The organism is Micromonospora sp. NPDC049048, assembly GCF_043197615.1.
Taxonomy (GTDB): Bacteria; Actinomycetota; Actinomycetes; order Mycobacteriales; family Micromonosporaceae; genus Micromonospora.
Genome location: NZ_JBICTM010000001.1, coordinates 786,577 through 811,693 on the forward strand (window position 1 = coordinate 786,577; position 25,117 = coordinate 811,693).

Annotated in this window: 28 protein-coding genes and 2 pseudogenes; 19 read left to right on the forward strand and 11 right to left on the reverse strand. The window is 74.5% G+C overall.

The genetic code is table 11. The annotated features are described in order from the left end of the window. Positions 1-17 precede the first annotated feature (17 nt). The 5 genes from ACGFIG_RS03755 (at position 18) to rsrA (ending at position 3,349) form a co-directional block, all read left to right on the forward strand. Positions 18-725 carry an SOS response-associated peptidase gene (locus ACGFIG_RS03755; protein WP_392998821.1) on the forward strand — a complete coding sequence of 236 codons (708 nt, stop codon included), beginning with the start codon at positions 18-20 and terminating at the stop codon, positions 723-725. Between the two features lie 198 nt (positions 726-923). Continuing rightward, complete coding sequence (locus tag ACGFIG_RS03760; protein WP_392998823.1) at positions 924-1,316, forward strand: WhiB family transcriptional regulator; 393 nt, start codon at positions 924-926, stop codon at positions 1,314-1,316. A gap of 83 nt (positions 1,317-1,399) precedes the next feature. After that, positions 1,400-2,014 (forward strand): alpha/beta family hydrolase, encoded by a 615-nt coding sequence (locus ACGFIG_RS03765; RefSeq protein ID WP_392998825.1) that lies wholly within the window; start codon positions 1,400-1,402, stop codon positions 2,012-2,014. Between the two features lie 206 nt (positions 2,015-2,220). Then, positions 2,221-3,060 (forward strand): sigma-70 family RNA polymerase sigma factor, encoded by an 840-nt coding sequence (locus ACGFIG_RS03770; RefSeq protein WP_392998827.1) that lies wholly within the window; start codon positions 2,221-2,223, stop codon positions 3,058-3,060. 1 nt (position 3,061) lies between these two features. Next, a complete protein-coding gene (rsrA, locus tag ACGFIG_RS03775) occupies positions 3,062-3,349 on the forward strand; it encodes a mycothiol system anti-sigma-R factor (protein WP_392998829.1) in 288 nt (95 codons plus the stop codon). 102 nt (positions 3,350-3,451) lie between these two features. Here the strand turns inward: rsrA and ACGFIG_RS03780 are convergent, their stop codons facing one another. Beyond that, the gene (locus tag ACGFIG_RS03780; protein ID WP_369700219.1) at positions 3,452-3,526 is read right to left on the reverse strand and encodes a 50S ribosomal protein bL37; all 75 of its coding nucleotides are present in this window, start codon (positions 3,524-3,526) and stop codon (positions 3,452-3,454) included. Between the two features lie 227 nt (positions 3,527-3,753). On the opposite strand from ACGFIG_RS03780, the gene ACGFIG_RS03785 reads away from it, so the two are divergent. After that, a complete protein-coding gene (locus ACGFIG_RS03785) occupies positions 3,754-3,975 on the forward strand; it encodes a biotin/lipoyl-binding carrier protein (RefSeq protein ID WP_392999418.1) in 222 nt (73 codons plus the stop codon). Beyond that, positions 3,972-4,481: a GNAT family N-acetyltransferase gene (locus ACGFIG_RS03790; protein WP_392998831.1), complete on the forward strand. Its 510-nt coding sequence runs from the start codon at positions 3,972-3,974 to the stop codon at positions 4,479-4,481. The genes ACGFIG_RS03785 and ACGFIG_RS03790 overlap by 4 nt, the downstream gene beginning before the upstream one ends. Here ACGFIG_RS03790 and ACGFIG_RS03795 read toward each other — a convergent pair. After that, positions 4,468-6,219 carry a tetratricopeptide repeat protein gene (locus ACGFIG_RS03795; protein ID WP_392999420.1) on the reverse strand — a complete coding sequence of 584 codons (1,752 nt, stop codon included), beginning with the start codon at positions 6,217-6,219 and terminating at the stop codon, positions 4,468-4,470. The genes ACGFIG_RS03790 and ACGFIG_RS03795 overlap by 14 nt on opposite strands. Positions 6,220-6,484: 265 nt before the next feature. Between ACGFIG_RS03795 and ACGFIG_RS03800 the strand changes: the two genes are divergently transcribed. The 3 genes and pseudogenes from ACGFIG_RS03800 to ACGFIG_RS03810 all read left to right on the forward strand — a co-directional run. Beyond that, on the forward strand, positions 6,485-7,516 hold the full coding sequence (locus tag ACGFIG_RS03800) for an SIS domain-containing protein (protein ID WP_392999422.1): 1,032 nt from the start codon (positions 6,485-6,487) through the stop codon (positions 7,514-7,516). Between the two features lie 25 nt (positions 7,517-7,541). After that, positions 7,542-8,801 (forward strand): annotated as a pseudogene (locus ACGFIG_RS03805) (histidine kinase N-terminal domain-containing protein); the annotation flags it as partial. Continuing rightward, a pseudogene (locus ACGFIG_RS03810) lies at positions 8,793-9,128 on the forward strand (ATP-binding protein); the annotation flags it as partial. The pseudogenes ACGFIG_RS03805 and ACGFIG_RS03810, both read left to right, overlap by 9 nt. A gap of 91 nt (positions 9,129-9,219) precedes the next feature. Here ACGFIG_RS03810 and ACGFIG_RS03815 read toward each other — a convergent pair. Both ACGFIG_RS03815 and ACGFIG_RS03820 read right to left on the reverse strand, forming a co-directional pair. Further along, positions 9,220-10,644: a glycosyltransferase family 39 protein gene (locus ACGFIG_RS03815; protein WP_392999424.1), complete on the reverse strand. Its 1,425-nt coding sequence runs from the start codon at positions 10,642-10,644 to the stop codon at positions 9,220-9,222. A 196-nt stretch (positions 10,645-10,840) separates the two neighbouring features. Further along, a complete protein-coding gene (locus ACGFIG_RS03820) occupies positions 10,841-11,296 on the reverse strand; it encodes a hypothetical protein (RefSeq protein WP_392998833.1) in 456 nt (151 codons plus the stop codon). Between the two features lie 345 nt (positions 11,297-11,641). Between ACGFIG_RS03820 and ACGFIG_RS03825 the strand changes: the two genes are divergently transcribed. From ACGFIG_RS03825 to ACGFIG_RS03840, 4 genes are all read left to right on the forward strand, one after another. Further along, a complete protein-coding gene (locus tag ACGFIG_RS03825; protein ID WP_392998835.1) occupies positions 11,642-13,357 on the forward strand; it encodes a nitrite/sulfite reductase in 1,716 nt (571 codons plus the stop codon). Between the two features lie 76 nt (positions 13,358-13,433). Next, a complete protein-coding gene (locus tag ACGFIG_RS03830) occupies positions 13,434-13,592 on the forward strand; it encodes an IS1 family transposase (RefSeq protein ID WP_148796392.1) in 159 nt (52 codons plus the stop codon). After that, a complete protein-coding gene (locus ACGFIG_RS03835; RefSeq protein WP_392998837.1) occupies positions 13,589-14,374 on the forward strand; it encodes a phosphoadenylyl-sulfate reductase in 786 nt (261 codons plus the stop codon). The genes ACGFIG_RS03830 and ACGFIG_RS03835 overlap by 4 nt, the downstream gene beginning before the upstream one ends. A gap of 110 nt (positions 14,375-14,484) precedes the next feature. Continuing rightward, positions 14,485-15,258 carry a sirohydrochlorin chelatase gene (locus tag ACGFIG_RS03840; protein ID WP_392998839.1) on the forward strand — a complete coding sequence of 258 codons (774 nt, stop codon included), beginning with the start codon at positions 14,485-14,487 and terminating at the stop codon, positions 15,256-15,258. A 146-nt stretch (positions 15,259-15,404) separates the two neighbouring features. Here ACGFIG_RS03840 and ACGFIG_RS03845 read toward each other — a convergent pair whose 3' ends face one another. Both ACGFIG_RS03845 and ACGFIG_RS03850 read right to left on the reverse strand, forming a co-directional pair. Continuing rightward, a complete protein-coding gene (locus tag ACGFIG_RS03845; protein WP_007072794.1) occupies positions 15,405-15,662 on the reverse strand; it encodes a WhiB family transcriptional regulator in 258 nt (85 codons plus the stop codon). A 449-nt stretch (positions 15,663-16,111) separates the two neighbouring features. Further along, positions 16,112-17,062, reverse strand: a complete 951-nt coding sequence (locus tag ACGFIG_RS03850) for a diacylglycerol/lipid kinase family protein (RefSeq protein WP_392998841.1) — start codon at positions 17,060-17,062, stop codon at positions 16,112-16,114. A 49-nt stretch (positions 17,063-17,111) separates the two neighbouring features. Here ACGFIG_RS03850 and ACGFIG_RS03855 point away from each other — a divergent pair, with 49 nt between their 5' ends. Next, complete coding sequence (locus tag ACGFIG_RS03855) at positions 17,112-17,495, forward strand: hypothetical protein (protein ID WP_392999426.1); 384 nt, start codon at positions 17,112-17,114, stop codon at positions 17,493-17,495. Positions 17,496-17,526: 31 nt separating this feature from the next. Here the strand turns inward: ACGFIG_RS03855 and ACGFIG_RS03860 are convergent, their stop codons facing one another. Together ACGFIG_RS03860 and sodN are read right to left on the reverse strand one after the other, a co-directional pair. After that, a complete protein-coding gene (locus tag ACGFIG_RS03860; RefSeq protein ID WP_392998843.1) occupies positions 17,527-17,934 on the reverse strand; it encodes an ATP-binding protein in 408 nt (135 codons plus the stop codon). A gap of 142 nt (positions 17,935-18,076) precedes the next feature. Next, complete coding sequence (gene sodN / locus ACGFIG_RS03865) at positions 18,077-18,481, reverse strand: superoxide dismutase, Ni (protein WP_357563499.1); 405 nt, start codon at positions 18,479-18,481, stop codon at positions 18,077-18,079. Positions 18,482-18,567: 86 nt separating this feature from the next. Between sodN and ACGFIG_RS03870 the strand changes: the two genes are divergently transcribed. The 3 genes from ACGFIG_RS03870 (at position 18,568) to ACGFIG_RS03880 (ending at position 21,290) form a co-directional block, all read left to right on the forward strand. Next, positions 18,568-18,915 (forward strand): S24 family peptidase, encoded by a 348-nt coding sequence (locus ACGFIG_RS03870; protein WP_392998845.1) that lies wholly within the window; start codon positions 18,568-18,570, stop codon positions 18,913-18,915. Positions 18,916-19,056: 141 nt separating this feature from the next. Further along, positions 19,057-20,232, forward strand: a complete 1,176-nt coding sequence (locus ACGFIG_RS03875) for an NADP-dependent malic enzyme (protein WP_392998847.1) — start codon at positions 19,057-19,059, stop codon at positions 20,230-20,232. 95 nt (positions 20,233-20,327) lie between these two features. After that, positions 20,328-21,290, forward strand: coding sequence for a zinc-binding dehydrogenase (locus tag ACGFIG_RS03880; RefSeq protein WP_392998849.1), 963 nt, complete (start codon positions 20,328-20,330; stop codon positions 21,288-21,290). A 44-nt stretch (positions 21,291-21,334) separates the two neighbouring features. Here ACGFIG_RS03880 and ACGFIG_RS03885 read toward each other — a convergent pair whose 3' ends face one another. The 3 genes from ACGFIG_RS03885 to ACGFIG_RS03895 all read right to left on the reverse strand — a co-directional run bounded on the left by ACGFIG_RS03885 (position 21,335) and on the right by ACGFIG_RS03895 (position 24,733). Then, entirely contained in the window at positions 21,335-22,318 is a 984-nt protein-coding gene (locus tag ACGFIG_RS03885; protein ID WP_392998851.1) for an alpha/beta hydrolase family protein, read from the reverse strand. 484 nt (positions 22,319-22,802) lie between these two features. Next, complete coding sequence (locus tag ACGFIG_RS03890) at positions 22,803-23,345, reverse strand: nucleotidyltransferase domain-containing protein (protein WP_392998853.1); 543 nt, start codon at positions 23,343-23,345, stop codon at positions 22,803-22,805. A 497-nt stretch (positions 23,346-23,842) separates the two neighbouring features. Further along, complete coding sequence (locus ACGFIG_RS03895; protein ID WP_392998855.1) at positions 23,843-24,733, reverse strand: alpha/beta hydrolase family protein; 891 nt, start codon at positions 24,731-24,733, stop codon at positions 23,843-23,845. Positions 24,734-24,891: 158 nt separating this feature from the next. On the opposite strand from ACGFIG_RS03895, the gene ACGFIG_RS03900 reads away from it, so the two are divergent. Beyond that, on the forward strand, positions 24,892-25,062 hold the full coding sequence (locus ACGFIG_RS03900; protein ID WP_392998857.1) for a hypothetical protein: 171 nt from the start codon (positions 24,892-24,894) through the stop codon (positions 25,060-25,062). Positions 25,063-25,117 lie beyond the last annotated feature (55 nt).

Here is a 25,117-nt window from a genome sequence, read left to right on the forward strand (position 1 = left end):
AGGTTAGCGTGTGCGGCATGTGCGGGAGGTACGCGACGACCCGGAGCGCGGGCGACCTGAGCGCGCTGTTCGAGTCCCAGGACGAGACCGGCGGTCGCGTCGGCCCCGACCACAACGTCGCGCCCACCGACCCCGTGCCGCTGGTGCGGATCAGTCCCGAGGGGCACCGCGCGCTCTCGGTCGGCCGTTGGGGGCTGGTCCCGTCCTGGTCCCGGTCGCCCGCCGGGGCCGCCCGCATGATCAACGCCCGCGCCGAGACGGTCGCCACCAGCCGCGCGTACGCCGGGGCCTTCGCCCGTCGCCGCTGCGTCGTCCCGGCCGACGGCTGGTACGAGTGGGTCCGCACGGCGGACGGGCGCAAGCAGCCCTACTACATGACCCCGGCGGACGGCTCGGTGCTCGCGTTCGCCGGCATCTGGTCGGTCTGGGAGGGCTCCGGCGGTCCGCTGCTCACCTTCAGCGTGCTCACCACTGCCGCGCTCGGCGAGCTGGCCGAGGTGCACGACCGGATGCCGCTGCTGCTGACCCGGGAGCGCTGGGGGGCGTGGCTGGCGTCGGACGAGCCGGAGTCCCTGCTCGCGCCCCCTCCGCCCGACTGGCTGGCGGCGCTGGAGATCCGGCCGGTGGGCACGGCGGTGGGTGACGTACGCAACGACGGGCCGCAGTTGACCGAGCGGGTGCCGTTGGCGGGGACCGCCACGCCGGAGGAAATGACGCTCTTCTGACAGTCCGACACATTGTCGGGTGTGATTTGCCAGAGTTGCGGCCGAAAGGTCGCCCTGTCGTTCCCCCATATTCACCGGGAAGTCTTGTCCCGATGTCCGTAAGTGCGATAGAACACAGCGCCGGTAGTTGGGAGTCGATTCGCACGGGGCGGACGACGCGCACCGAAATCTTGCCGGTCCCACGGGGGAGGTGGGTGGATGACACGGGCACGTATGCCCCGCCCGCACGAGGTGGCCGCCGCACGACGAGATCCGCGGCTGTTGCGTGCGTTGCGGGAGCGGCGACAGGACGAGGCGTGGCGGACCAGAGGAACCTGCCGCAACATCGACCCGGAAACGTTCTTTCCGGCGCCGAACGAACCAGCCGACGCCGCCGTCGCGCTCTGCCGGAGCTGTGACGTGCAGGGCTCCTGCCTGGCCTGGGCGCTGGAGGTGGGTGACTGTCACGGCGTCTGGGGCGGCACCACCCCGCGCGAACGGCGGGCGATGCTGGTGGCCTGGCGCGACGAGGTGCAACCGGATCCCGACGCCGCCGGCGAGGCGGGCCCGCCGGTCCGGGACCGGTTGCTCACCCTGGTGCCGCTGAGCTGACCGTCGACTGACACGGTCGCAGCCGGCCCGCCACCTCGGCGGGCCGGCTGCCCGTCGTGCCGGGGCCCCCGCAGAATGGGCCGATGCCGCAGGACGACGAGATCTCCACCCCGCGCGGGCCCGCCCGGGTCGACACCGACCCGCCGGCGGGCGCGCCGAGCGCCCTGCTGGTGCTCGGCCACGGCGCGGGCGGTGACGTCGACGTGCCCGACCTGCGTGCGCTCCGGGACGCGGCGGTCGACGCCGGTCTGGTGGTTGCCCGGGTGACCCAGCCGTACCGCGTCGCCGGCCGGCGCGCGCCGGCCCCGGCGGGGCACCTCGACGAGGCGTGGAGCGCGGTGCTCGCCGTGCTGCGGCAACGGCATCCCGGCGTACCCCTGCTGGTGGGCGGACGCTCCAGCGGCGCGCGGGTGGCCTGCCGCACCGCGCGGGCGGTGGGCGCCGCCGGCATCGTCGCGCTCGCGTTCCCGCTGCACCCGCCCGGCCGACCGGAGCGGTCGCGGGCGGCGGAGTTGACGACGGGCCTGCCGACCCTCGTGGTCAACGGCGACCGCGACCCGTTCGGGGTGCCCGGGCCGGGGCCGGGCGTGCACGTGGTGACCCGCCCGGGGGAGCGGCACGACCTGCGGGGCGACCCGGCCGGCACGGCCGCGGTCGTGCGCGACTGGCTGCGCGCGGAGGGCTGGACGCGCGGCTGAGCGTTTCCGCTCGCGGCGGCGGGTCGTTGCATCGGATGGCGCCGGCCGCCCGGTTCGGGTGGCGACGCCGGTCCTCCCAGGCCCTTCCTGGTCCCAGCGGCGGCCTCCGTCGGCGCCGGGACCGGGAACGGGAGGCCGGCGGAATGCCCTGCCCCGTCGGGGGCGTTGCACCCCCCGGACGACATTTCTGGCGAGGGGGGAGACGGGTGCCGACGGAGACGCGGGTCCGGGAACGGGACGAGCGGGAGACGCGGCAGCTGCGACGGCTGCTGGGCGGCCCGGACTGGCCCGCGGTGGTGCCGCCGGTCGGCCCGGCCGCGAAGGGCACGCCCACGGTGAGCACCAGCACACCCGCCGGAAGTGAATCTGCGGGCACGCCCGTACGCGTATCCTCGGCGGGAAAGCATCCGACGCGAGGGGATGTGCGGTTGACCACCGAGAAGACGGACGAGCGCAGGGCCCGCTTCGAGCGGGACGCGATGCCCTTCGTCGATCAGCTCTACGCTGCCGGGCTGCGGATGACCCGCAACCCGGCGGATGCCGAGGACCTGGTCCAGGAGACGTACCTGAAGGCGTACGCCGCCTTCCACCAGTTCGAGCAGGGCACGAACCTCAAGGCGTGGCTCTACCGGATCCTCACCAACACCTACATCAACTCCTACCGCAAGCGGCAGCGCCAGCCCATCCAGGCACCGACCGAGGAGATCACCGACTGGCAGCTCGCCGAGGCCGAGTCGCACACCTCCAGCGGGCTGCGGTCAGCCGAGACCGAGGCGCTGGACCGGCTGCCGGACAGCGACGTCAAGGAGGCCCTCCAGCAGTTGCCGGAGGAGTTCCGGCTGGCCGTCTATCTGACCGACGTCGAGGGCTTCTCCTACAAGGAGGTCGCCGACATCATGGGCACGCCGATCGGCACGGTCATGTCGCGCCTGCACCGGGGCCGACGTAATCTGCGCAAGCTGCTCGAGCAGTACGCCGCCGAGCGGGGCTTCAGCGCCGCGGCGTCGAAGAAGGGCTCGACCGCTTCCGCCGGCCGGGAGGTCTGACATGAGCTGTGGGGATCCGCACGAGACGGACTGCCGAGAGGTCATCGCGGAGGTCTACCTCTACCTGGATCTGGAGTGTGCCGAGGAGCGGCGCGCGCTGATCCGGCACCACCTCGACGAGTGCGGGCCGTGCCTGCGCGAGTACGGCATCGAGCAGGAGGTGCGGGCGCTGGTGGCCCGCTGCTGCGGCAACGAGACCGCACCCGACCAGTTGCGGGAGCGGCTGCGGCTGCGCCTCACCGAACTGGTCGTCTTCGAGAGCACCGAGTCGAAGGAACTGGCCGACTGAGGTCGGCCGGGGCAGACAGCAACGCCGGTGGTCCGGGTCGTGACGACCCGGACCACCGGCGTCTGCGCTGACGTGAGGCCGGGCGGTGGGCCCGGCCGCCGGTCAGGAGTTGGGGCGCTTGCCGTGGTTCGCGCCGCTCTTCTTGCGGGCCTTCTTCTTGCGGGCCTTCTTCGCCATGGTGACCTCCTCGTGATGGTCGGATCCGCCTGCGCACGAGCTCGGCGCCGGTGCACGCACCGGTCCTCCCGGCGCCGGGGTCCGACCCGCTGATGCTAGTGCGGCCGGCACCCGCCGTCGTCCGCCGGGCCCATGTCCGGTCATCCACCGGCCCGGGTCGCTCCACGCCCGTCGGCGGTCGCCCGCATGATTGGATACGTCGGCAGGCAATCGCGAGAGGGAGGGCCCTGAAGATGGCCGAGGAGATCCGCGCCGAGATGGTGGCGAACGTCTGGAAGGTCGTCGCGTCGGCCGGGGACACCGTGTCGGAGGGGGACACGCTGGTGATCCTGGAGTCGATGAAGATGGAGATCCCCGTGGTCGCCGAGGCCGACGGTGTCGTCAAGCAGCTCGCGGTCAACGAGGGCGACGTCGTGCAGGACGGTGACCTGATCGCGGTGATCGATTGACCGGCCTCTCGGTCCGGCGGGCCGGGCCGGACGACTTCGCGGCGGTGGCCCGGCTGACGGTGGCTGCGTACGAGGCGGACGGCCAGTTGAAGGGCGAGCACGGCTACGCCGACGTGCTCGCCGACGTGGCGTCCCGGGCACAGGACGGCGAGGTGCTCGTGGCCACCGACGACGCCACGGGTGAGCTGCTCGGCTCGGTGACCTTCGTCCTGCCCGGCACCCGCTACGCCGAGCTGTCCCGGGCGGGCGAGGCGGAGTTCCGGATGCTGGCGGTGGACCCGGCCGCGCAGGGGCGGGGCGTCGGTGCGGCGCTGGTCGAGGCCTGCGTGTCGCGGGCGACCGAGCTGGGCTGCTCCGCCGTGGTCATCTGCGTACGCCGCGGCTTCGCCGCCCCCGCCCAGCGGCTCTACCTGCGCCGCGGCTTCGTCCGGGTGCCCGAGCTGGACTGGGCGCCCCTGGCCGGGGTGGAACTGCTCGCTCTCCGGTTGGCGCTCACCGGCGGGTGAGGCGGCGCCAGAGGCGGCTCAGGGGGGAACGCTGCCGGGGCGCCGGGCGGGTGGCCGTCAGCACGGCGGCCAGGGCCGCCGTCTGCGGATCCAGGGCCGGGCTGGCCAGGGCCAGGTGCGCCAGGGAGGGCGCGATCGGCACCGGGCGGGTCCGGGCGACCGCCGCCGCGTCGGACAGCACTCCGGTCATCACCCGGGCCACCTCGGGGCGTACGTCCGGATCGACCCAGGCGGCGGTGACCAGGGCGAACAGGGCCGCCTCGGTGACCCAGTCCTCGACACCCCAGACCAGGTCCAGCAGCACCCGGCGCCGGGTCGACTCCGCCCACGGCTCGTCGGTGCGGTGGTGCAGCAGGCCGAGGCACGCCCACACCTGCACGCAGCGCACCCAGAGCGACGGGTCCTGCCCGAGTACCCGGCCCAGCGCCGTGGGCGGCGCCTCCGGCGGGTGCGCCAGCAGGCCGAGCAGGTCGGCCAGCTCCAGGGTGGCCAGGCCCACCGCCGCGTCGTACGCCGCCGGCGGGTGCGGCCACGCCGGGTGGGCGAGCTGCCGCAGCCGCGCGGCCGCCTCCGGCGAGGGCGCCGGCACGGCGGGCACGATCGTCGGCCCGTCGTGGTGCCAGAGCCGCAGGGCGGTGGGCCGTCGGGGCTCGCGCGGGTCCGGATCGGGTACGCCCGCCACCTCGACGCGCAACCCGGGCGCGGCCGTCGCGGCGGTACGCAGCGCGCTGGGCGGCGCGGGTGAGCCCAGCCGTACGACGCCGAGGCCGGCCCGCTCGTCGGTGACTGCCTGACGCAGCGCGTCCACCAGCGGCCCGGTCGCCGGGGTGAGCTGGCCGAGCCAGGGGCGGCCCCGGCAGCTCTCGGCCAGGTCGCCGTGCTCGTGCGTGTCGTCGGGGTGGTCGCGGACGAAGTCGGCGAGCGCGACGAGGTGCGCCACGTCGCCGTCGCGCTGGTGCCGTAGCCGGTGCGCGGTGTGCACGGCGCACTCGAAGGAGGGGTCCCGGGCCAGGGCGCGGTCTATCCAGTCGAGCGCCTCGTCGAGCCGCCCGTTGTCGGCGAGGGTGCCGGCGATGTCGGCGTAGACGGTGAGGTCGTCGGGGTCGTGCGCCACGGCCCGGCCGAGTGCCGCCAGCGCTTCGCGGGTACGCCCGGCGCTGCGGTACGCGTACCCGAGCCACACCTCGCCGATCTTCGACGGCTCCGCGCGTACGCCCCGGGCAGCCCAGCGGATCGCCAGGTCTGCCTGCCCGACCCGCCTGGCCAGCGCGGACGCCGCGCCAAGCAGCAGGGCGTGTTCGGGGTGGACGGTGACGGCGTTGCGGGCCAGCGCCAGGTAGGGGGCCAGGGCGGCCCGGCCGGCCCGGGGCACCGGGTCGGCCACGGCGGCGCAGACCTGCATCAGGATCCGGGCGGTCCGGTCGGGTTCGAGGCGCTCGGCGAGGTCCGGGGTGGTCACCCACGGGACGCCGGCCCAATCCGTCGCGGGCGCGTGACCGGTGGCCGCGACCAGCAGGTCCAGCCCTTCCGCCGGCCGGCCGGCGGCGGCGAGCAGGTGGGCGCGGGCCACCACGGCACCGACGAAGGCGTGGCCCTGGAGCGGGAAGAGGTCGACGCCGCCCGTGCCGTCGGCGGCGGCCAGGCGGGCGAGCGTCTCGTGCACCTCGGGCAGCGTCGGGGCCTGGGCCAGCGCGGCGGCGACGTGGCTCGCCGCGTGTGCCAGGTCGCCGTCGTCCATGGCGAGGCGGGCCAGGGCGAGTTCCTCCGCCGCGGTCGGCGACCGGTCGTCCTCGGGCACGTGGTCCTCTCGCTCGTCGTGGAATCGGGCAAGCGTAGGTGGAGCGGGGTCGGGCAAGCCTAGGTGATGCCGAACCGAGATGGTGATCATCTGCGCACTACTGCTCGTTCGATTGCTCGTTCCAGATCAAAGGTGCAAGACTGAGCAGGAAACGCGCGGCAATCGCGCAGTGGGAGGAGTTTCCGTGACGCGTGCAGGGGCTGGCATGGCCGCCGACATCGACGAGCAGCCGGCGGGCTACGAGCGACTGCTCTCCGCCGAGCACGCCGGGGCGATCGCCCGGGTGGCGGCGGTCATCGCCGAGCGCCGCCCCCGACACGTGGTCTTCACCGCCCGGGGCACCTCCGACCACGCCGCCCTCTACGGGGCGTACCTGACCGAGATCCGGCTCGGGCTGCCCGCCGGCCTCGCCTCGCCCAGCGTCGTGACCCTCTACGGCGCCACGCCGGACCTCTCCGACGCGCTGGTCGTCGGCGTCAGCCAGAGCGGCGGCTCGCCCGACCTCGCCGAGGTGCTGCGCACCGCCCGTGACTCCGGCGCGCTGACCCTCGCGGTCACCAACGCGCCCGACTCCCGGCTGGCCGACGTCGCCGAGCTCAGCGTCGACATCGCCGCCGGGCACGAGCGCGCGGTGGCCGCCACCAAGACCTACACCGCCGAGCTGCTCGCCCTGCTGATGCTCGTCGAGGGCGTCCGGGCCGGCGACGGCGCGCTGCCCGCCGACGAGCGCGCGGCGCTCGCCGCCCTGCCCGAGCTGGCCGCCCGCACGCTGGAGGACCCCACCCCGGCCCAGCTCGCGCCCCGCTACCGGTTCGCCGGCCAGCTCGTCACCACCGGCCGCGGGTACGCGTACCCGACCGCCCGCGAGGCCGCGCTGAAGCTGATGGAGACCTCCTACCTGCCGGCGCTCGCGTTCTCCGGCGCCGACCTGCTGCACGGCCCCCTCGCCATGACCGACCCGGACGTGCCCGTGCTCGCCGTGGTCGGCTCCGGGCCGGGCGGCCGGTCGATGGGGGAGGTGCTGCCCCGCCTCGGCGAGCGCCGCGCCGACGTGGTGGTGGTCGGCTCCGCCGACGTCGAGGGCGCCACCCGGATGGCGGTCCCGGAGGTCGACGAGCGGTACGCGCCGCTGCTGGACATCCTGCCGTTGCAGCGCCTGGCGCTGGCGCTGGCACTCGCCCGGGGCGAGGACCCGGACGCGCCGCGCGGGCTGAAGAAGGTCACCGCGACGATGTGACGCCGGTCGTGGCACGCTGGTCAGCGTGTCCACGCTGCGCGACCTCGCCGAGGAGCACACCCGCCTCCGTCCGGCCGACATCGACCACCTGCACCGGATCGCCGGCGACTGGCAGTTGCTGTCCGATCTGTCCTTCGCCGACCTGCTGCTCTGGGTGCCCGTGGACGGCGACGGCTCCTTCCTCTGCGTCGCCCAGGTCCGGCCGACGACCGCACCCACCGCGTACCTGGACGACCAGGTGGGGCGGATCGTCGGCGGGCCCGAGGTGGCGCACCTGGAGGTCGCCCACCGGCAGGGCCGGATCTGGCGGGAGGGCGACCCGGTCTGGTACGGCGACGTGCCGGCCCGGCACGAGGCGATACCGGTCCGGCTGCGTACCACCGACGGGGAGGCCGGCGAGGTGATCGCCGTGGTGGGGCGCGACACCAACCTCTCCACCGCCCGCACCCCGAGCCAGCTGGAGCTGAACTACCTCACCACCGCCGACGACCTGGCCCAGATGATCGCCGACGGGACCTTCCCGCCGCCGCGCCATCCCGGGGAGACCACGTCGGCCCCGCGCGTCGGCGACGGGCTGGTCCGGCTCGACGCCGGCGGCAAGGTCACCTACGCCAGCCCGAACGCGCAGTCGGCGTACCGGCGGCTGGGCTACGCCTCCCACCTCGTGGGCGAGGACCTGGCGGCGCTGCACCGCAGGCTGGCCAGCGACCCGCTGGAGGGCACCGACGCGGCGAACGGGATCCTCGCCGCGCTGCGCGGCGAGGCGCCGCCCCGCCGGGAGATCGACGCGCGGGGCGCGACGATGCTCACCCGGGCCCTGCCGCTGATGCCCGCCGGGGTGCCGATCGGCGCGCTGGTGCTGGTCCGCGACATCACCGAGGTACGCCGCCGCGACCGCGCTCTGATCACCAAGGACGCCACCATCCGCGAGATCCACCACCGGGTGAAGAACAACCTCCAGACCGTCGCCGCCCTGCTGCGGCTCCAGGCCCGCCGGGTCTCCATGCCGGAGGCCCGGGTCGCTCTGGAGGAGTCGGTACGCCGGGTCGCCTCCATCGCGCTGGTGCACGAGACCCTCTCCATGTCCAGCGACGAGGCGGTCGAGTTCGACGGCATCGTCGACCGGGTGGCCAGCGCCGCGACGGAGGTGGCCGCCACCGAGGCGACGGTCGGCATGCGGCGCGAGGGCAGCTTCGGCGTACTGCCCGCCGAGGTGGCCACGTCGCTGGTGATGGTGCTCAACGAGCTGCTGCTCAACGCCGTCGAGCACGGCTTCCCGTCGGACGCCGAGGCAGCCACCGCCGAGGCCGGTTCCGCGACGCCCGCCGCGGCTGTCCCGGCGGCGGCTGGGCCGGTTGCCGCGGAGGTGGTGGTGTCGGCGCACCGGTTCCGCAAGATGCTGCACGTCTCGGTCACCGACAACGGGCGCGGGCTGCCACCCGACTTCGACGCCGAGCGGGGCGGCAACCTCGGCCTGCAGATCGTCCGGGCGCTGATCACCGGCGAGCTGCGCGGCACCATCGAGCTGCGCGACGGCGCGAAGGGCGGCACGGAGGCGACGCTCGTCGTTCCGCTGGCCCGCAGTGCCCCCGACGGCCGTTCCGCTGGCTGACCCCCGGCGGTGCCGGCGGGCCGGGCGGGAGCGGCGGTGCGGCCGGGAGCGGCCAGCGGGCCGGACGGGAGGTGCCTGCGGGGCCGGCAGGTCAGCGGGTCAGTAGGGCGACGGTCAGCCCCGGGCGCGGCCAGATCCGTTCGACGGTGAACCCGTCGCGTAGCGCGTCGCCCTTGGCGCCGGCGACGGCGGCCAGCGGATCGTCGCGGCGGCCGGACACCACCAGCCAGACCCGGTCCACGCCGGCCAGACACTCGCCCGGGCGGGCGCACTCGGTGGCCCACAGGTCACCCCGGCGGGCCTGGTCCTCGACCACCAGCACGTCCCGGGGTCGACGCTCGCCCAGGTGGTACGCGAGACCCACGTCGAGGAAGAGCCAGCTCTCGCGGGGGGAGTAGACGACGGCGTCGCCCGGCCGCTGAGCGTCGGCGACGATCCGGGCCGCGCCCCGGTAGTCCACCGTCGCGTTGCGCGGCCACTCGTGGGTGCGCCGCAGCGCCGCCTGGTCGGGCAGCCCGAGCAGCCCGGCCAGGGCGACGACGGCCAGCGCGGGCGGCAGCGGCACCGCCGTCAGCGCCGCGCCGGCCAGCAGGCACGCGAACGGCACCACGAAGACGAGGTAGCGGGGCACCCAGAGCGGTACGGCCAGCCCCGCGGCGAAGAGCAGCAGCACGGGCAGCAGCACGGCGAGCCCGGGCAGCAGGGCGCGCCGGCCCAGCCGCGCCGCCCCGAGCGCCGCGAGGCCCACCAGCACCCCGCCGACCACGCCGCTCTGCGCCACCCCGCCGGGGAGCGCGGCGAGGTCGTCGGGGCGTACGGCCTGCACCCAGTCGAGCTGCCGGGAACGCTGTGTCCGGGCGAGCAGCACCAGCGGGGCCAGCAGCAGTGCGCTCGGCAGCAGGGCGAGCACCCAGCGCAGTTGCCGGTTCGGCGGTCCCGTACGGCGGGTGGTGAGCACCGCCACCGCGTGCGCGGCGAGCAGGGTGAGCGCGACCAGATGGGTGAGCCCGAGCGCGGCGACGACGGCGGCGTACCCGGCCCAGCGCGTCCACCCCGGCCGCGCCAGCGCCTCGACCAGCAGCAGGGTCGCCAGCACCGCCAGGAGGGTGGCCAGCGCGTACGGGCGGGCCTCCTGTCCGTACCGCGACGTGCCCGGCAGCACCGCGAAGAGCAGCCCGGCGAGCAGCCCGACCCGGGTGTCGAACAACCGCTGCCCGAGGAGCGTGGTGAGCCCGGCGGTGGCGGCCATGGCCAGGGCGGCGGGCAGCCGCAGGGCGGTCACCGAGTCGCCGAAGACGGCCACCCAGGCGTGCATGAACAGGTAGTAGGGGCTGGTGGCGGCGTCGATGGTGCCGGCGAGCCGGACGAGGTCGGCGGGCGACCGGCTCGCCGCACTCCAGGTGGCCAACTCGTCGCGCCAGGGCTGCGCGTGGTCGATCCCGGCCAGCACGACGGTCAGGGTGAGCAGCGTCGGCACGATCCAGACCAGCCGACCCGTGCGATCCGGCCCGCCCACCGCCTCGCGCGCCGGCGGGACGCGGTCGCCGGGCAGGTCAGCGGAACCGGTCACATACCGCAGCGTCACACAGTCCGGCGGCCCGGTGCGCCGATCCGCCGATCGGCGGCTGACCCACCACATGGCCGCACCGGGGAGCGCGCGCCACGAGCACCGGGACGCCGACCAGGTGCCGTCGACCCGGAGCGTGGCGGCGTCAGCCCTCGACCGTGATCCCGTGCTCGCGGCACGCGGTCACGAGGAGGGGCAGCGCCTCGCGCAGTGACTGCCGGTAGAGCTCGGCGCCCGGACCGGTCTCGCCGCGCTGGCGCTGCACCCGTTCCACGGAACCGACCGCGAAGGGTCCCACCTTGGCCAGGCGGGGGTGCGAGGATGCCTCGAAGAGTTCGTTCAGCTCGACCAGCTTCTCGCGGGGCACGGTCTCCCCTTGCTCGCCGCGGATCAGCACCCCGGCGGAGCGGCACGCGCGTACGCCGCTGTCCTCGTCCTCGGGCGCCGCGAGGCTCCGGTACGCCACCACCGCGCCGGCCCCCACCAGGAGCAGCCCGAGCAGGGCGGCCACGGCCACCACGACGCGGCGTCGGCTGCGCCGAGCCGGATCGCCCGCTGGCGCGGTCCCGGTGTCCGTCATGTCGGCGGGCGGGTGGGTCATGGACACGTCCTCCGTTCGGGTGGCGGCGGAGCTTAGCACCGGCGGCGGTGGCGCCGTGGCCCGTGATGTGGGATGAGCACGTACGCGGTGGCTGACCCCCGTCGGGTTGTGGCAGCATCACCTTCATGAGCGCCGCCGTCGTCCGCCGCTTCGTGGCCCGTCGCCACGTCGACTACGGCCGCGTGCGCAGCGCCATCTGTCCGGCCTACTGACGACGCCCGACCCAATCTGTCTCGGGCGCGCCGCGCGCCGGCTGTTCCGACACCGTTGTCGCCAGCCCGTTCCGACGGGTCGGCCGCGCGCCTCGCGTATCCAGAGGCACCCCAGACAACGGAGGACGCCGCCATGGCGGTCAGCAGCATCCCGGCCCGGGCCGGGGACCCGACGTCCCCTCGACCGGCCCGTGCCCCCCGCCGGGCCCGGGGCGAAGGCCAGTGGGCGCTCGGTCACCGCGAGCCGCTCAACCCCAACGAGCGGATCAAGAAGGACGACGACCCGCTGAACGTACGGGCCCGGATCGAGAACATCTACGCCCACCAGGGGTTCGCCTCCATCGACCCGCAGGACCTGCGCGGCCGGTTCCGCTGGTGGGGCCTCTACACCCAGCGCCGGGCGGGCATCGACGGCGGTCGCACCGCCGTGCTGGAGCCGCACGAGCTGGAGGACGAGTTCTTCATGCTCCGCGTCCGGGTGGACGGGGGCGAGCTCAACCTGGCGCAGCTGCGGGTGGTCGCGGACATCTCCCGCGAGTTCGCCCGGGACACCGCCGACATCACCGACCGGCAGAACATCCAGTACCACTGGATCCGGGTCGAGGACATGCCGGAGATCTGGCGTCGGCTGGAGTCCGTCGGCCTGCAGACCACCGAGGCGTGCGGCGACTGCCCCCGCGTCGTGCTGGGCAGCCCGGTCGCCGGGGTGGCCCGCGACGAACTGCTCGACCCGACGCCGGCGGTCGACGAGATCGTCCGCCGGTACGTGGGCGACAAGGCGTACTCGAACCTGCCGCGCAAGTTCAAGACCTCCATCTCCTGGCTGGTCGACACCCCGTACGAGGCGAACGACATCGCCTTCCTGGGCGTGGACCACCCGGACCACGGGCCGGGCTTCGACGTGTGGGTCGGCGGCGGCCTGTCCACGAACCCGATGCTGGCCCAGCGGCTCGGCGTCTGGGTGCCGCTGGACGAGGTGCCGGACGTCTGGGCGGGCGTGGTCGGCATCTTCCGCGACTACGGCTATCGCCGGCTGCGCCACCGCGCCCGGCTGAAGTTCCTGGTCGCCGACTGGGGCGTGGAGAAGTTCCGCGAGGTGCTGGAGAAGGAGTACCTGGGCCGGGCCCTGCTCGACGGCCCGGCACCGCAGCTGCCCGACCGGCCGGTGGACCACATCGGGGTGCACCAGCAGCGTGACGGTCGCCACTACGTGGGCGCCGCCCCGGTGGTGGGCCGGGTCTCCGGCGGGCAGCTCGCCCGCCTGGCCGACGTGGTCGAGGCGCACGGCAGCGGGCGGGTGCGGCTCACCCCGTACCAGAAGCTGCTGGTGCTGGACGTGGCGCCGGAGCGGACCGACTCGCTGGTGCGCGAGCTGCGGGGGATCGGCCTGGAGGCGCAGCCGTCGGCCTGGCGGCGCGGCACCATGGCCTGCACCGGCATCGAGTACTGCAAGCTGGCGATCGTCGAGACCAAGGCACGCGGCGAGGAGCTGGTGGCCCGGCTGGAGGAGCGGCTGCGCGACTTCGACGCCGACATCTCCATCCACCTCAACGGCTGCCCCAACGCCTGCGCCCGCACCCAGGTCGCCGACATCGGCCTCAAGGGCCAGCTGGTGGTCGGCCCGGACGGCAGCCAGGTCGAGGGCTTCCAGGTCCACCTCGGCGGCGGGCTCGGCATGGCCGAGGGGCAGACGGCCGGGTTCGGCCGCAAGCTGCGCGGTCTGAAGACCACCGCCGACGAGCTTCCGGCGTATGTGGAACGGCTGGCCCGGCGCTACCTGGCGGGCCGGGAGGCGGACGAGACGTTCGCCAACTGGGTGATCAGGGTCGACGAGGAGGAACTGCGATGAGCGAGCGTAGCGAGCGAACCAGCGGGGCCGGCGCCGTGGAGCCTCGTCGCGGCGCCGGGCGAAGCGAGGTGACGCGATGAGCGAGACCCGTTCCGCGCCGCTGTACTGCCCGTACTGCGGCGAGGAGGACCTGCGGCCGAGCGAGGCCGGTCACGGCGCCTGGGAGTGCCACGCGTGCGCCCGGGTGTTCACGGTGAAGTTCACCGGGCTGCTCGGCCGGGCGGTGACCCGGTGAGCGGCGGCTCGGGCGAGCGGCCCGGCCTGGTCTCGGCGGCGGGCCTGGGCCTAGTGGGTCCGGGCCCTGCGGCACCGGCCGATCCGGCCCGGCGCGACCCCGACGAGTTGCGCGCGCTGGCCGAGGAGGCCGGCCGGGAACTGGAGGGCGCGCCCGCGCTGGAGATCGCCCGCTGGGCGGCCGAGACCTTCGGCGACCGGTTCTGCGTCACCAGCTCGATGGCCGACGCCGTGCTGGCCCACCTGGTCTCCCGGGTCGCCCCGGGGGTGGACGTGGTCTTCCTCGACACCGGGCTGCACTTCCCGGAGACGCTCCGCGTCCGCGACGAGGTGGCCCGGACGCTGCCGGTGAACGTGCGCTCGATCCGGCCGCGGCTGACCGTGGGCCAGCAGGACGGCCAGTACGGCCCGCGCCTGTTCAACAAGGCCCCGGACGACTGCTGCCAGCTGCGCAAGGTGGAGCCGCTGGAGCGGGCGCTCGCCGGCTACGACGCCTGGGCGGCCGGGCTGCGCCGGGACGAGTCGCCGACCAGGGCGAACACGCCGGTGGTGACCTTCGACGCACGCCGGGGCAAGGTCAAGGTCAACCCGATCGCGGCGTGGCCGCAGGCCGACGTGGACGCCTACGTCGCCCGCTGGAACGTGCCGGTCAACGAGCTGTTCCGGCAGGGCTACGGCTCGATCGGCTGCTGGCCCTGCACCCGCCGTACGAAGGCGGGGGAGGACCCCCGGGCCGGCCGCTGGGCCATGTTCGAGAAGACCGAGTGCGGACTGCACGTCTGACCGGGCCGCTCCCGGTCCTTCCGGCGCCGTGGGGCGCGTCCGGACCGTCCGGACCGCTCCCGGTACCTCCCGTGCCGTCGGGGGCGTCCGGGCCGCTCCCGGTACCTCCCGTGCCGTCGCGGCCGCCGGGGGAGGCGGATCCGGTGGTCCTGGTCGCCCACGGCAGCCGGGACCCGAGGGCCGCCGAGGCGACCCTTGCGCTGGCCCGGGCCGTGTCAGCCGCCCGCCCGGGCACGCCGGTGCTGGCGAGCTGGCTGGACCACACGGAGCCGGGACCGGCGACCGTGCTGCGGGACCTGGCCGCCGCCGGGCACCCCCGGGCGGTGCTGGTGCCGCTGCTGCTCACCGCGGCGTACCACCGGCGGGTGGACGTACCGGCGGCGGTCGCGGCAGCCCGGGCGGCGGGGGCAACCATCGCGGTACGGGTGACCGACGTGCTCGGCCCGTCCGGCGGAGAGGTGGACGCCGCCCTGCTGGCGGGCCTGCGCCGACGGCTGGGCGAGGCGGGTCCGGGGCGGTTCGACGGGCTGGTGCTGGCGGCGGCCGGCACGAGGGACGCGCGGGCACGCGGGTCGGTGGGCCTGGTGGCCGCCGCCCTGCGCGCCGGTCTCGGTGTGCCGACCCGTGTCTCGTACGCCTCGGCGGCCCCGCCGGCCGTCGCGGCGGCGGTGGGGCGGCTGCGGGCCCGGGGCGCCGGACGGGTGGCGGTGTCCTCGTACTTCCTGGCTCCGGGGCTCTTCCACGACGCGGTCGCGGCGGCGGCGCGGGGCGCCGGGGCGGTGGCGGTGTCCGCCCCGCTGACCGACGCGCCGGAGTTGGCCGACCTGGTCCTGCGCCGGGTGGACGCCGTCGCCCGGGTGGCCGGGCTCACACCCCGCCCCTGACCCCGGAGCGGCGCCCGGCGGCTGTCCGGCGGGATGCCCCGGCTTCCCGTCCGTGGGCAGCGGGATGCCCCGGGGGTTCCCGCCCACGGACAGCAGTACGCCCCGGCCAGGCGGACCCGGCCGGGGCGTATCGCTGGTGTGCTGGATCAGGCGGAGTGAGCGCGCAGCACTCGGAGGCCACCGCGGCGCTTGACAGCCCGCCGCTCCTCCTCGCTCATCCCGCCCCAGACGCCGGCGTCCTGACCGGACTCCAGCGCCCACTGCAGGCACTGGTCGGTCACGGAGCAGCGCCGGCAGACGGCCTTGGCCTGCTCGACCTGCAGGAGAGCCGGTCCGGACGTCCCGATCGGGAAGAACAGCTCCGGGTCCTCGTCGCGGCAGACAGCATGGTGACGCCAGTCCATGGCGGCAACACTCCTCATTCTGGGTGGGTGGCAGAGATTGCTTTGTTGCTTTTCCTATATGCATCCGCAGCGCCGAATGGTGACGGTTCGCGTTTGACTATTCGGCAGTGCGTGAGCAGGCTGTGGTGGCCCCGCGGACCTGCTGGAACAGCTCACCCTTACGAGCGCGTCCAGGCAATGTCCCGGTAACTCAAGTTCGCTTGTGAATACTTTCACGAACGCCTGGGATGTCAAGGGTGACGCTCGGAAAAACTCCGGGCGGTGAGCAAGCCCACAACCCATTTGTCCGGATTCCAGTGCCTTCCTGGTTACCCGGCGTACCACTGTCGAGAATCAATATAGTACAGTCCACGCGACATTGCTGACATTTCCGGCACCTGCCCCTCGGTGTGGCGGCCGTCGCATCGTCCGGCGTCGTGGCCGCGTTGACCTAGGGCAGTACCCGAGACCTAGCAGATTACTCTCAGTGCGGCGGGAACGGATGTGAATCTGACTTTCTCCCGTGCGCCAAGGTAGTCGCCGTCGAGCTGGAACGCCTGGGGCCGCGCCGAGAGCAGGGTGAACTCGGCGACATCGTGCAGCCGCAGCACCTGGCGGCCGTGCGGATCGGGCGTCCGCGAGAAGAACTGCGTCACTGTGCGTGTCGTACTGGCCACCCGGAGCTGACGCAGCGCCAGCACGTCCAGGCCCAGATCGAAGGACGCCTCCGGGTTCGGGTTGACCTCGCGGTCGCCCAGGTACGTCCACGGCGCGGTGTTCTGGATGATGACCGTCGCCAGTTCGCCCTCCGCCGACTCGCCCGGGCGCTCCAGCCTGATCGCGGGATGGCGCCGGTCGGAGCCGAGGAAGTACTGGGCCGCGGTGGCGCGGAAGTAGAGCGCGGGCGTCGAGACCCGACCCCGCCGGCGGGCCTGCTCCACCCGGTGGATGACGGCCGCGTCGATGCCGAAGCCCGCGCAGAAGGTGAAGTAGCGCTCGTCGGCCCGGCCCAGCCCGATCGTCCGGTACCGGCCCAGCCGCAGGCCCTCCAGGATCATGCTGGTCCCGTCCGGCCAGTCCCGGGGCAGGCCCAACGCCCGGGCGAAGACGTTGGTCGAGCCCCCCGGCACGGTCGCCAGCGCGGGCAGCCGCTCGGCCGACGTGGCGCCGTGCGGCAGGGTCGGGGGCTGCGCCGTCATCAACCCGTTGACGACCTCGTTGACCGTGCCGTCGCCACCCAGCGTGACCACGACGTCGACGCCCTCCTCGGCCGCCTCGCGCGCCAGGTCGGTCGCGTGCCCCCGTCGTCGGGTGTAGCGCACGGAGAGATCGACTTCGCTGCGCAGCGCCCGGACCAGGACGTCCCGGCTGCGCTCGCTGGTGGTGGTGGCCTTCGGATTGACCACCAGGACGGCCCGCATGGGCGGCACTGTACCGCGCGCCACCACGGGTATCGTGGCGCGCGTGACCATGGACTCCGACCCGATCCCCGCCACCCTCCGCTGGGCGGTCCGGCTGTTACGGGCCGAGGCGGTCGCCGTGGGAGTGGTCGCCGCGTGGCTGCTCTGGGCCGACCTCACCGCCACCACCACCGACCTCACGTCGGCGTTGCTGGTGACCGCGTTCGCCGTCGGCGCGGCGGCGGCCCTCTGGGCGCTGGGCGGCGCGCTGACGCGCCGCAGGGCCGGGGCCCGGGCCCCGGCGATCGTGCTGCAGTTGATGCTGCTGCCGATCGGGTGGTTCATGCTCCAGGGTGGAATGGCGTGGCTCGGCGTACCACTGATGGCGCTCGGTCTCGGCGTGACCGCGCTGCTGGTCAGCACCCCCAGCGCCCGGGCCCTCGGCGTCGGGTGACGCCTGCCCGGCCGGCCGCGGGGGCGGGCGGTCAGTAGCCGGAGGCGCGGCGGGTGAGCAGCGAGATGGTGGCCCGCCCGTCGGCGGCCGTCGCGCCCGCCGACGTGGTCAGCGCGGTGAGCACCTTCCAGGCGAAGGACGACTCGGCGGGGAGCGTGGCACCGCGCACGGTCGGCACGGTCACCTCGACGGTCAGCGCGTCGTCGGTGACGGCGAAGCGGCAGTCGAGTTCCGCGTCGCGGGTGGCGATGGCGAGCAGCATGGCGCACGCCTCGTCGACGGCGATGCGCAGGTCCTCGATCTCGTCGAGGGCGAACTGCAGCCGCGCCGCGAGCCCGGCGGTGGCGGTACGAAGCACCCCGAGGTAGCCCCCGTCCGCGGGCACGGTGAGGTGCACGACGTCGTCGTCGGTCGTCGGCTGCCCGGTCAGTTGAGTCACCACTCATCCCCCCGGTCGGGGACTCTACCCGCTCGGTCGTCCGTACGTGTGGGGACCGCCACGTGCCCGTTCGGCCCCACGGCGACGACGGCCGGCACGCCCTCGGGACGTGCCGGCCGGATCGTCGGCGGACCGGTGACGGTCACGCCTGCTTGGTCTCCCAGAAGATCTTGGAGATCTCGTCGATCTTCTGGAGCAGCTCGTCGGCCTTGGACGGGTCCGTGCCGCCCTTCGCGCCGGCGGCGCCGGCCAGCTTGGTGGCCTCGTTGAACAGCTGGTGCAGGTTGGGGTACTTCTCGAAGTGGGCCGGCTTGAAGTAGTCGGTCCAGAGCACCCACAGGTGGTGCTTCACCAGGTCGGCGCGCTGCTCCTTGATCAGGATGGCGCGGGTGCGGAACTCGGGGTCGGTGTTGGCCTGGTACTTCTCGCAGATCGCCTTCACCGACTCGGCCTCGATCCGGGCCTGGGCCGGGTCGTAGACGCCGCAGGGCAGGTCGCAGTGGGCGCTGGCGGTCACGCGGGGCGTAAGGATGCGCGGAAGTCGCATCAGGATCCTCCATGGGAAGTTTGCGATGATCCAAGACGACATTACTCCTGGACGGGCGCCGGGGAGGGCGGGTGGAGGGGAAACCGATGGGTACCGGTCGCCCGGTGGCCGCTCCCCGGCTCCGGTGGCCGCTGACCGCCGTGCTGGTGACCGGTCCCTCCATGTCGCCCACGCTGCGCCACGGCGACGCGGTGCTGGTGCGTCCCGGCGGCCGGGCGGTGCGTCCCGGCGACGTCGTGATTGCTGTCTTCCGTAGCCGCCCCGACCTGCTCGTGGTCAAGCGCGCGGTCCGTGCCCAGGACGGCGGCTGGTGGCTGCGCGGCGACAACGACCTGGTCACCGACGATTCCCGGGCGTACGGGGTCGCCGACGTGCGGGGGCGCGTGGTGATCCGCTACTGGCCCCGCCCCGCGTGGGTGCGCCGGCGGATATGACCCCGCTCACATCGGTGTGACGGTGGCGACACTATGCTCGGGAACGTGCCCGGGTGACCCCCGCACCGCGTGCCGCCGCCGGGCGCCTCACCTCGCGTCCGCGCCGGCCGCTCCGTCTGCTCGACAGATCCTGGAGTCACCATGTCATCGTCCACTGTGGACCCCGCCGATGCCGTCTTCCGGCTGCACCGGGGCGGCAAGATGGCCGTCACCTCGACCGTTCCGCTGACCAGCCGCGAAGACCTCTCCCTCGCGTACACCCCGGGTGTGGCCCGGGTCTGCGAGGCGATCGCCGCCGACCCGTCGCTCGCCGACGACTACACCTGGGCGTCGCACACCGTCGCCGTCGTCACCGACGGCACGGCCGTACTCGGGCTGGGCAACATCGGCCCGCGCGCGGCACTGCCCGTGATGGAGGGCAAGGCGGTGCTGTTCAAGCAGTTCGCCGGCGTCGACGCGGTACCGGTCTGCCTGGACACACAGGACGTGGACGAGATCGTGGCCGTGGTGCGCGCGCTGGCCCCCTCGTTCGGCGGGATCAACCTGGAGGACATCAGCGCCCCGCGCTGCTTCGAGGTGGAGCGCCGCCTGGACGAGGCCCTGGACATCCCGGTCTTCCACGACGACCAGCACGGCACCGCGATCGTCGTGCTCGCCGCCCTGCGCAACGCCGCCACGCTGCTCGACCGCAAGCTCGGCGACCTGCGGGTGACGGTCAGCGGCGCCGGCGCGGCCGGGGTGGCGGTGACGAAGATGCTCATCGCCGGCGGCGTGAACCCCGACCAGGTGGTGGTCTGCGACTCCAAGGGGATCATCGGCCGGCACCGGTCCGAACTGACCGGCAGCAAGGCCGAGCTGGCGGCGAGCACGAACGCCGACGGTCGCGAGGGCGACGTCACCGAGGCGCTGCGCGGCGCGGACGTGCTGATCGGCGTCTCGGGCGGGCAGATCCCGGAGGCGGCGGTGGCCGGCATGGCCCCCGGCGGCATCGTCTTCGCGCTGGCCAACCCGACCCCCGAGGTGCACCCGGAGGTGGCCGCCCGGCACGTGGCGGTCGTCGCCACCGGCCGCAGCGACTACCCCAACCAGATCAACAACGTGCTGGCCTTCCCGGGCGTGTTCCGCGGCGCGCTGGACGCCCGCGCCACCCGGATCACCGAGGGGATGAAGGTCGCCGCCGCCGACGCCATCGCCGGCGTGGTGGCCGAGTCGCTCACCGCGGAGGCGATCGTCCCGTCCCCGCTCGACCCCCGGGTCGCCCCGGCGGTGGCCGAGGCGGTGGCCGAGGCCGCCCGCCGCGACGGCGTCACCCGCTGAACGTGTGACGAAGGGCTCCTTCCTGCCGCCCAGCCGGCAGGAAGGAGCCCTTCCGCACGCCGATGCCCTTCTTGTCGAGGGCTCGGCTTGTTACGGTGCCGATCATGCGTGCCGCCTTCGCCTCCCACTTCGACGACGCCAACCCGCTCGCCGCGCTCACCGTCGGCGAGCAGCCCGAGCCGACTCACCCGGCCGACGACTGGGTGACCGTGCGGGTGCGGGCCAGCTCCCTCAACCACCACGACCTGTGGTCCCTGCGGGGGGTCGGGCTGCGCGCGGAGCAGCTGCCGATGATCCTCGGCTGCGACGCCGTCGGGGTGGACCCGGACGGCAACGAGGTCGTCGTCTACCCGGTCATCCCCACCCCGGGCGACCCGCGCGGCGTCTCCATCCTCTCGGAGCACTTCCCCGGCACGCTGGCCGAGCGGGTGGCCGTACCCCGGTCGAACCTGCTGGCCCTGCCGGCGGGCCTGGCGGCGGCCGACGCGGCCTGCCTGCCGACGGCCTGGCTGACCGCGTGGCGGATGCTGACCACGGTGGGCCGGGTCGACGAGGGCGACGCCGTGCTGGTGCAGGGCGCCGGCGGGGGCGTGGCCACCGCGGCCGTCGCGCTCGCCGCCGCGATGGGCAAGCGGGTGTACGCGACCAGCCGCGACGCCGCCAAGCGGGAGCGGATCGCCGAGCTGGGCGCCACCGCCGTCGAGCCCGGTGCCCGGCTGCCGGAGCGGGTCGACGTGGTCATCGAGACGGTCGGCGCGGCCACCTTCGACCACTCGCTGAAGTCCGCCGCGCCGATGGCCCGGATCGTGGTCTCCGGCGCCACCGCCGGGCACGAGCCGAAGGTGAACCTGCGCCGGGTCTTCGCCATGCAGTTGGAGATCCTGGGCACCTCGATGGGCACCTCCGACGAGCTGGCCGCCCTGCTCGCCTTCTGCGCGGAGCGCGGCGTACGCCCGGTGGTGGACACCGTGGTCCCGTTCAGCCGGGTCGCCGACGCCTTCGCCCGCCTGCACTCCGGCGACGTCTTCGGCAAGGTCGTCGTCGACCACACCGCCTGACCCCGCCCCGGTTCTTCTCCGGGCGCGATCTTGAAGGAAGCGGGTCAGAGGCGGTTGTCGAGGGTCGCGATGTCGTCACGGGCGGCGTCCGTGGGGATGCGGCCCTTGGCGGCCTGGTCGCCGTAGAGCGACCAGCGCAGGAACTCGACCGTGGTGTCCGACACCACCCGCAGCGCCGTGCCGTCGCTGAGCAGCGCCCGGCCGTGGTCGCCCTTCGGCAGGCTCAGCATGGCCTTCGGCCACGGCACCTTGTCGTAGACCGCCTTGCCGGCGGCGTACTCGACCACCTTGTCGGCCTCGCCGTGCACGAAGAGCTGCGGGGCGGCGGCGCCCGCGAAGGCCGTACCGACGCCGAGCGCCGTGCCGGCGAAGACCACGCCGGCGTCCAGCCGCTCGTCCCGGCCGGCCGTGAAGAGGCCGATCGTGGTCACCCCGCCGGCCGAGTGCCCGGCCGCCGCCACCCGGTCGGTGGCGAGCCGGCCGCGCAGCGCGTCGCCGTCCCTGCCGTCGAGGGCGAGCACCTGGGTCAGGACGTACGACACGTCGGCCGGCTGGTTGAGCACGTCCAGCACGTTGCCGTCGCCGCCCCGGGCCGTGTGCGGGAAGGTCGGCGCGGCCACCACGAACCCGGCCGCCGTCCAGCGGGTGAGCAGCGTCTCGTAGTCGGCCGGCCGGCTGTTCAACCCGTGGCTGAACATGACGACGGGAAACTTCCCCTCGGCGGCGTCCGCCGACCGCTCCGGCTGACCGCCGGGCTTCCCCGCCGCCGGGTACCAGATGGTCACCGGCAGCGGTCGCTTCCCGTCGCGGTTCAGCTTCAACTGGCGTACGCCGACGGCGAAGGCCTTGCCGGGCGCGGTGCCGGCGGGTACCTGCGGGGTGGGGGTGACCGCCTGCGCGGGTGGCGCCGGAGCCGTCACCTGCGGAGCCGCTGCCTGCGGGGCCGGCCCGGCGTCGTCGGAACAACCGACCAGCCCGGCGGCGAGCAGTACGGAGGCGAGCAGGGCAGGGGCGACACGACGCGGCATGGCAACGATTGTGCCTCGCGGGCGTGCCCCGGCCCGCGCAGACCGCCGCAGTACGCCCTCACACCCTGCGCTGCCTCCGCCCCGCCCGCTGCCCTCCGCTGCCACTCGCTGCTTGCGCCCACGCCCGCTGCTTGCGCCCACGCCCCCCACGCCCGCTGCCTGCCCCTGCGGCTGGGCCGAGGAGGCACGCAACCGCTGGTGAGAGGGCTGGCCGCTGCGGTACCGGGGCTGCTGGCCGCGCCTGGGCCGGTGGCAGCACCTGGGCCGCTGGATGCGCCCCGGCCGGTGGATGCGCCCCGATGATCAGGACGCCATGGACGTTACCGGGCCGTTTTAGGGTCCATGGCGTCCTGATCGCTGCTGGTTGGCGCACCAGCTTGCTCTCCGTATGAGCAGTTCCCGTCGGCTTGGGCGGGAGGCGGTTCGCTGACGGCCCGCACGAGTGGCGCACCGGCGACTCCGTCGCTCGGAGGCCGGCGGAGCGTCAACCGGTCCCGAAGTGCCGCTCGGCGGCACCGGCGGCGCGGAGGCGGCTGAGGTCGGCGGCGTCCTTCGCCCGCCGGGGTCGCCCCGGCATCCAGACGGGGAACATCTCCTTGAACTCGATCTGGGCGGCCACCGAGATCATCGGGACGGTCAGCGGGCCGATCCGACCGGGCGGACCGGCCAGCATCCCGTCCGGCAGCGTCGTGCCCGCCCACGGCCCGGCACCCACCACCACCTGCCCCGTCGCGTCCCGCGCCAGGTACGCGACGCTCATCTCGACATCGGCGCGGAGAAGATCGAGCTGCACGTCGACGGGCATCCGGGGGTCGATCCGCCAGCCGCGTCCGGTCATCAGGCCGGCCAGTCGATCGGCGTCGGCGCGCCAGCAGTACCAGTCGACGTCCACGTGCGGCCGCGTCACCTCGCCGAGGTGGAAGTCCATCGCCCAGCCGCCCCGCAGCCACACCTCAATGCCCGCCGCCGACGCCGTCGCGGCCAACTCGCCGATGCCGTCCAACTGCCGCCCCGCGAGACCATCCACCACGGCAACCTAGCTCTGCCGCCCTGTGCACACCACGCCGTTACCCGCGCCAGGGACCACTTCCGGCCCCGTGTGGGGACGACTTTCGACTCCGTGCCTGGGGCGCCCCTGGCCCTGTGCCGGAACAACCTCCGGCCCCGTGCCAGGGACAATCCCCGGACTTCGTGCCAGGGACAAGCCCCGGCCCCTCCGCGCCAGCGGCACATCCTGGTCCGGGCTCGCGCCGGCCAACTCCGAGCGCCGGCCAACTCCGAGAGGCGGCCAACTCCGAGAGGCGGCCAACTACGTCGGCATCTGACTCGACGCGCCCTGCGGCACCGGACCCCGGCGTCTAGCAACGGTGCCCGGCGCGACCCAGGTTCGTGTGCAGCACCACCCCGGTGGCGTTGAGTCGGGCTCCGAGCGGTGCCCGGCCTGCCGAGCGGCGCCGGCCTGCTTCGAGCGGCGCCTGTGCCGGGTCGCGGCTCCCTTTGGCTTCGGACATCCGGGCGGGAGGGTCAGCGGGCGGGGCGGGTCTCGTAGAGCGTCACGCCGGGGCGGCGGGCGACGGCGGGCAGGCGGCGGCCGGCCGCCTCGTCGCCGTACAGGGTCCAGCGGAGGAAGTCGGTGGTGGTGGCCAGGACCTGGTCGAAGCCGGGCCGCCCGGGGTTCAGGTACTCGCCGTGGCCCTGCCCGAGCAGGCTCAGGAAGGCGGTGGGGCCGGTCGTGCGCTGGTACGCGGCGCGGCCGACCGTCGCCGGCACGATCCGGTCGGCCGTACCGTGTACGAAGAGCAGCGGGGCCGCCGGCCCGGCGAAGCTGCCGGCCATCCCGCCGCCAGCGATCACGATGCCCGCGCGCAGCCGCCCCGAGCGCCCGGAGGTGAACATGCCGGCCGTGGTGAAGCCGCCCGCCGAGTGGCCGGCGGCGGCGATCCGGGCGACGTCGAGGTGCCCGGCGAGCGGGTCCCCGGCCCGGGTGTCGAGCCGCACCAGGTGCCGGATCAGCCGCCAACCGTCGGCGGGCTGGTGGCGTACGTCGGCACGGCTGAACCGGGCCGTGCCGCGCCGGGTGTGCGGGTAGGCGGGGGCGGCCACCACGAACCCGGCGGCGGCCCAGCGGGAGGTCAGCCCCGCGTGCAGCTCGGGCAGGCTGTGCAGCCCGTGGCTGTAGACCACCACGGGGAAGCGTCCGACGGCCACCGTGCCGTGGTCCGCCGGGTACCAGACGGTCACGGGCAGGGGGCGCGCGGAGGCCGGGTCGACGGTGAACGTGCGTACGCCGACCGCGTAGGCCGCCACGGGCGCCGGACGGGCCGGCGGCACCGCGCCAGGCGCGGCGGTGGCGGCCGGGGCGCAACCGGCCAGCAGCGTCGTCATCAGTGCGGCGACCAGCCGCCTTGTCCCCACGGATTCACGGTAGGTGCCCAGCGGCCCGCAGTGGTCCCGCCGTCCGGACCGGACGCCCTCACCACCCGGCCGGATCGTCTCCACCGGCCGGCTCGACCTGAGGCCGGGGAGCGTGCGGGGGACGGCGGCGCGGAACCGGCGTCGCTATGGTCAGCGGCATGGTGGAGAAGCACACAGACCCGAGCGGCAACACCGAGGCGTTCCGCGCGTTCGCCGACACCGCCGATCCGGAGCCGCCGGCCGGCGCCTCCCGGACGCCGCTGATCGTCGGCGCGGTGGTCGTCGTGGTCGTACTGGTCGCCCTGCTCGCCTGGCTCGCGCTGGGCTGAGCGGCGTGGAGCCGTCTGGCGGCCCGAAGCCGGGCGCGGGGGAGCCGTCGCCGGC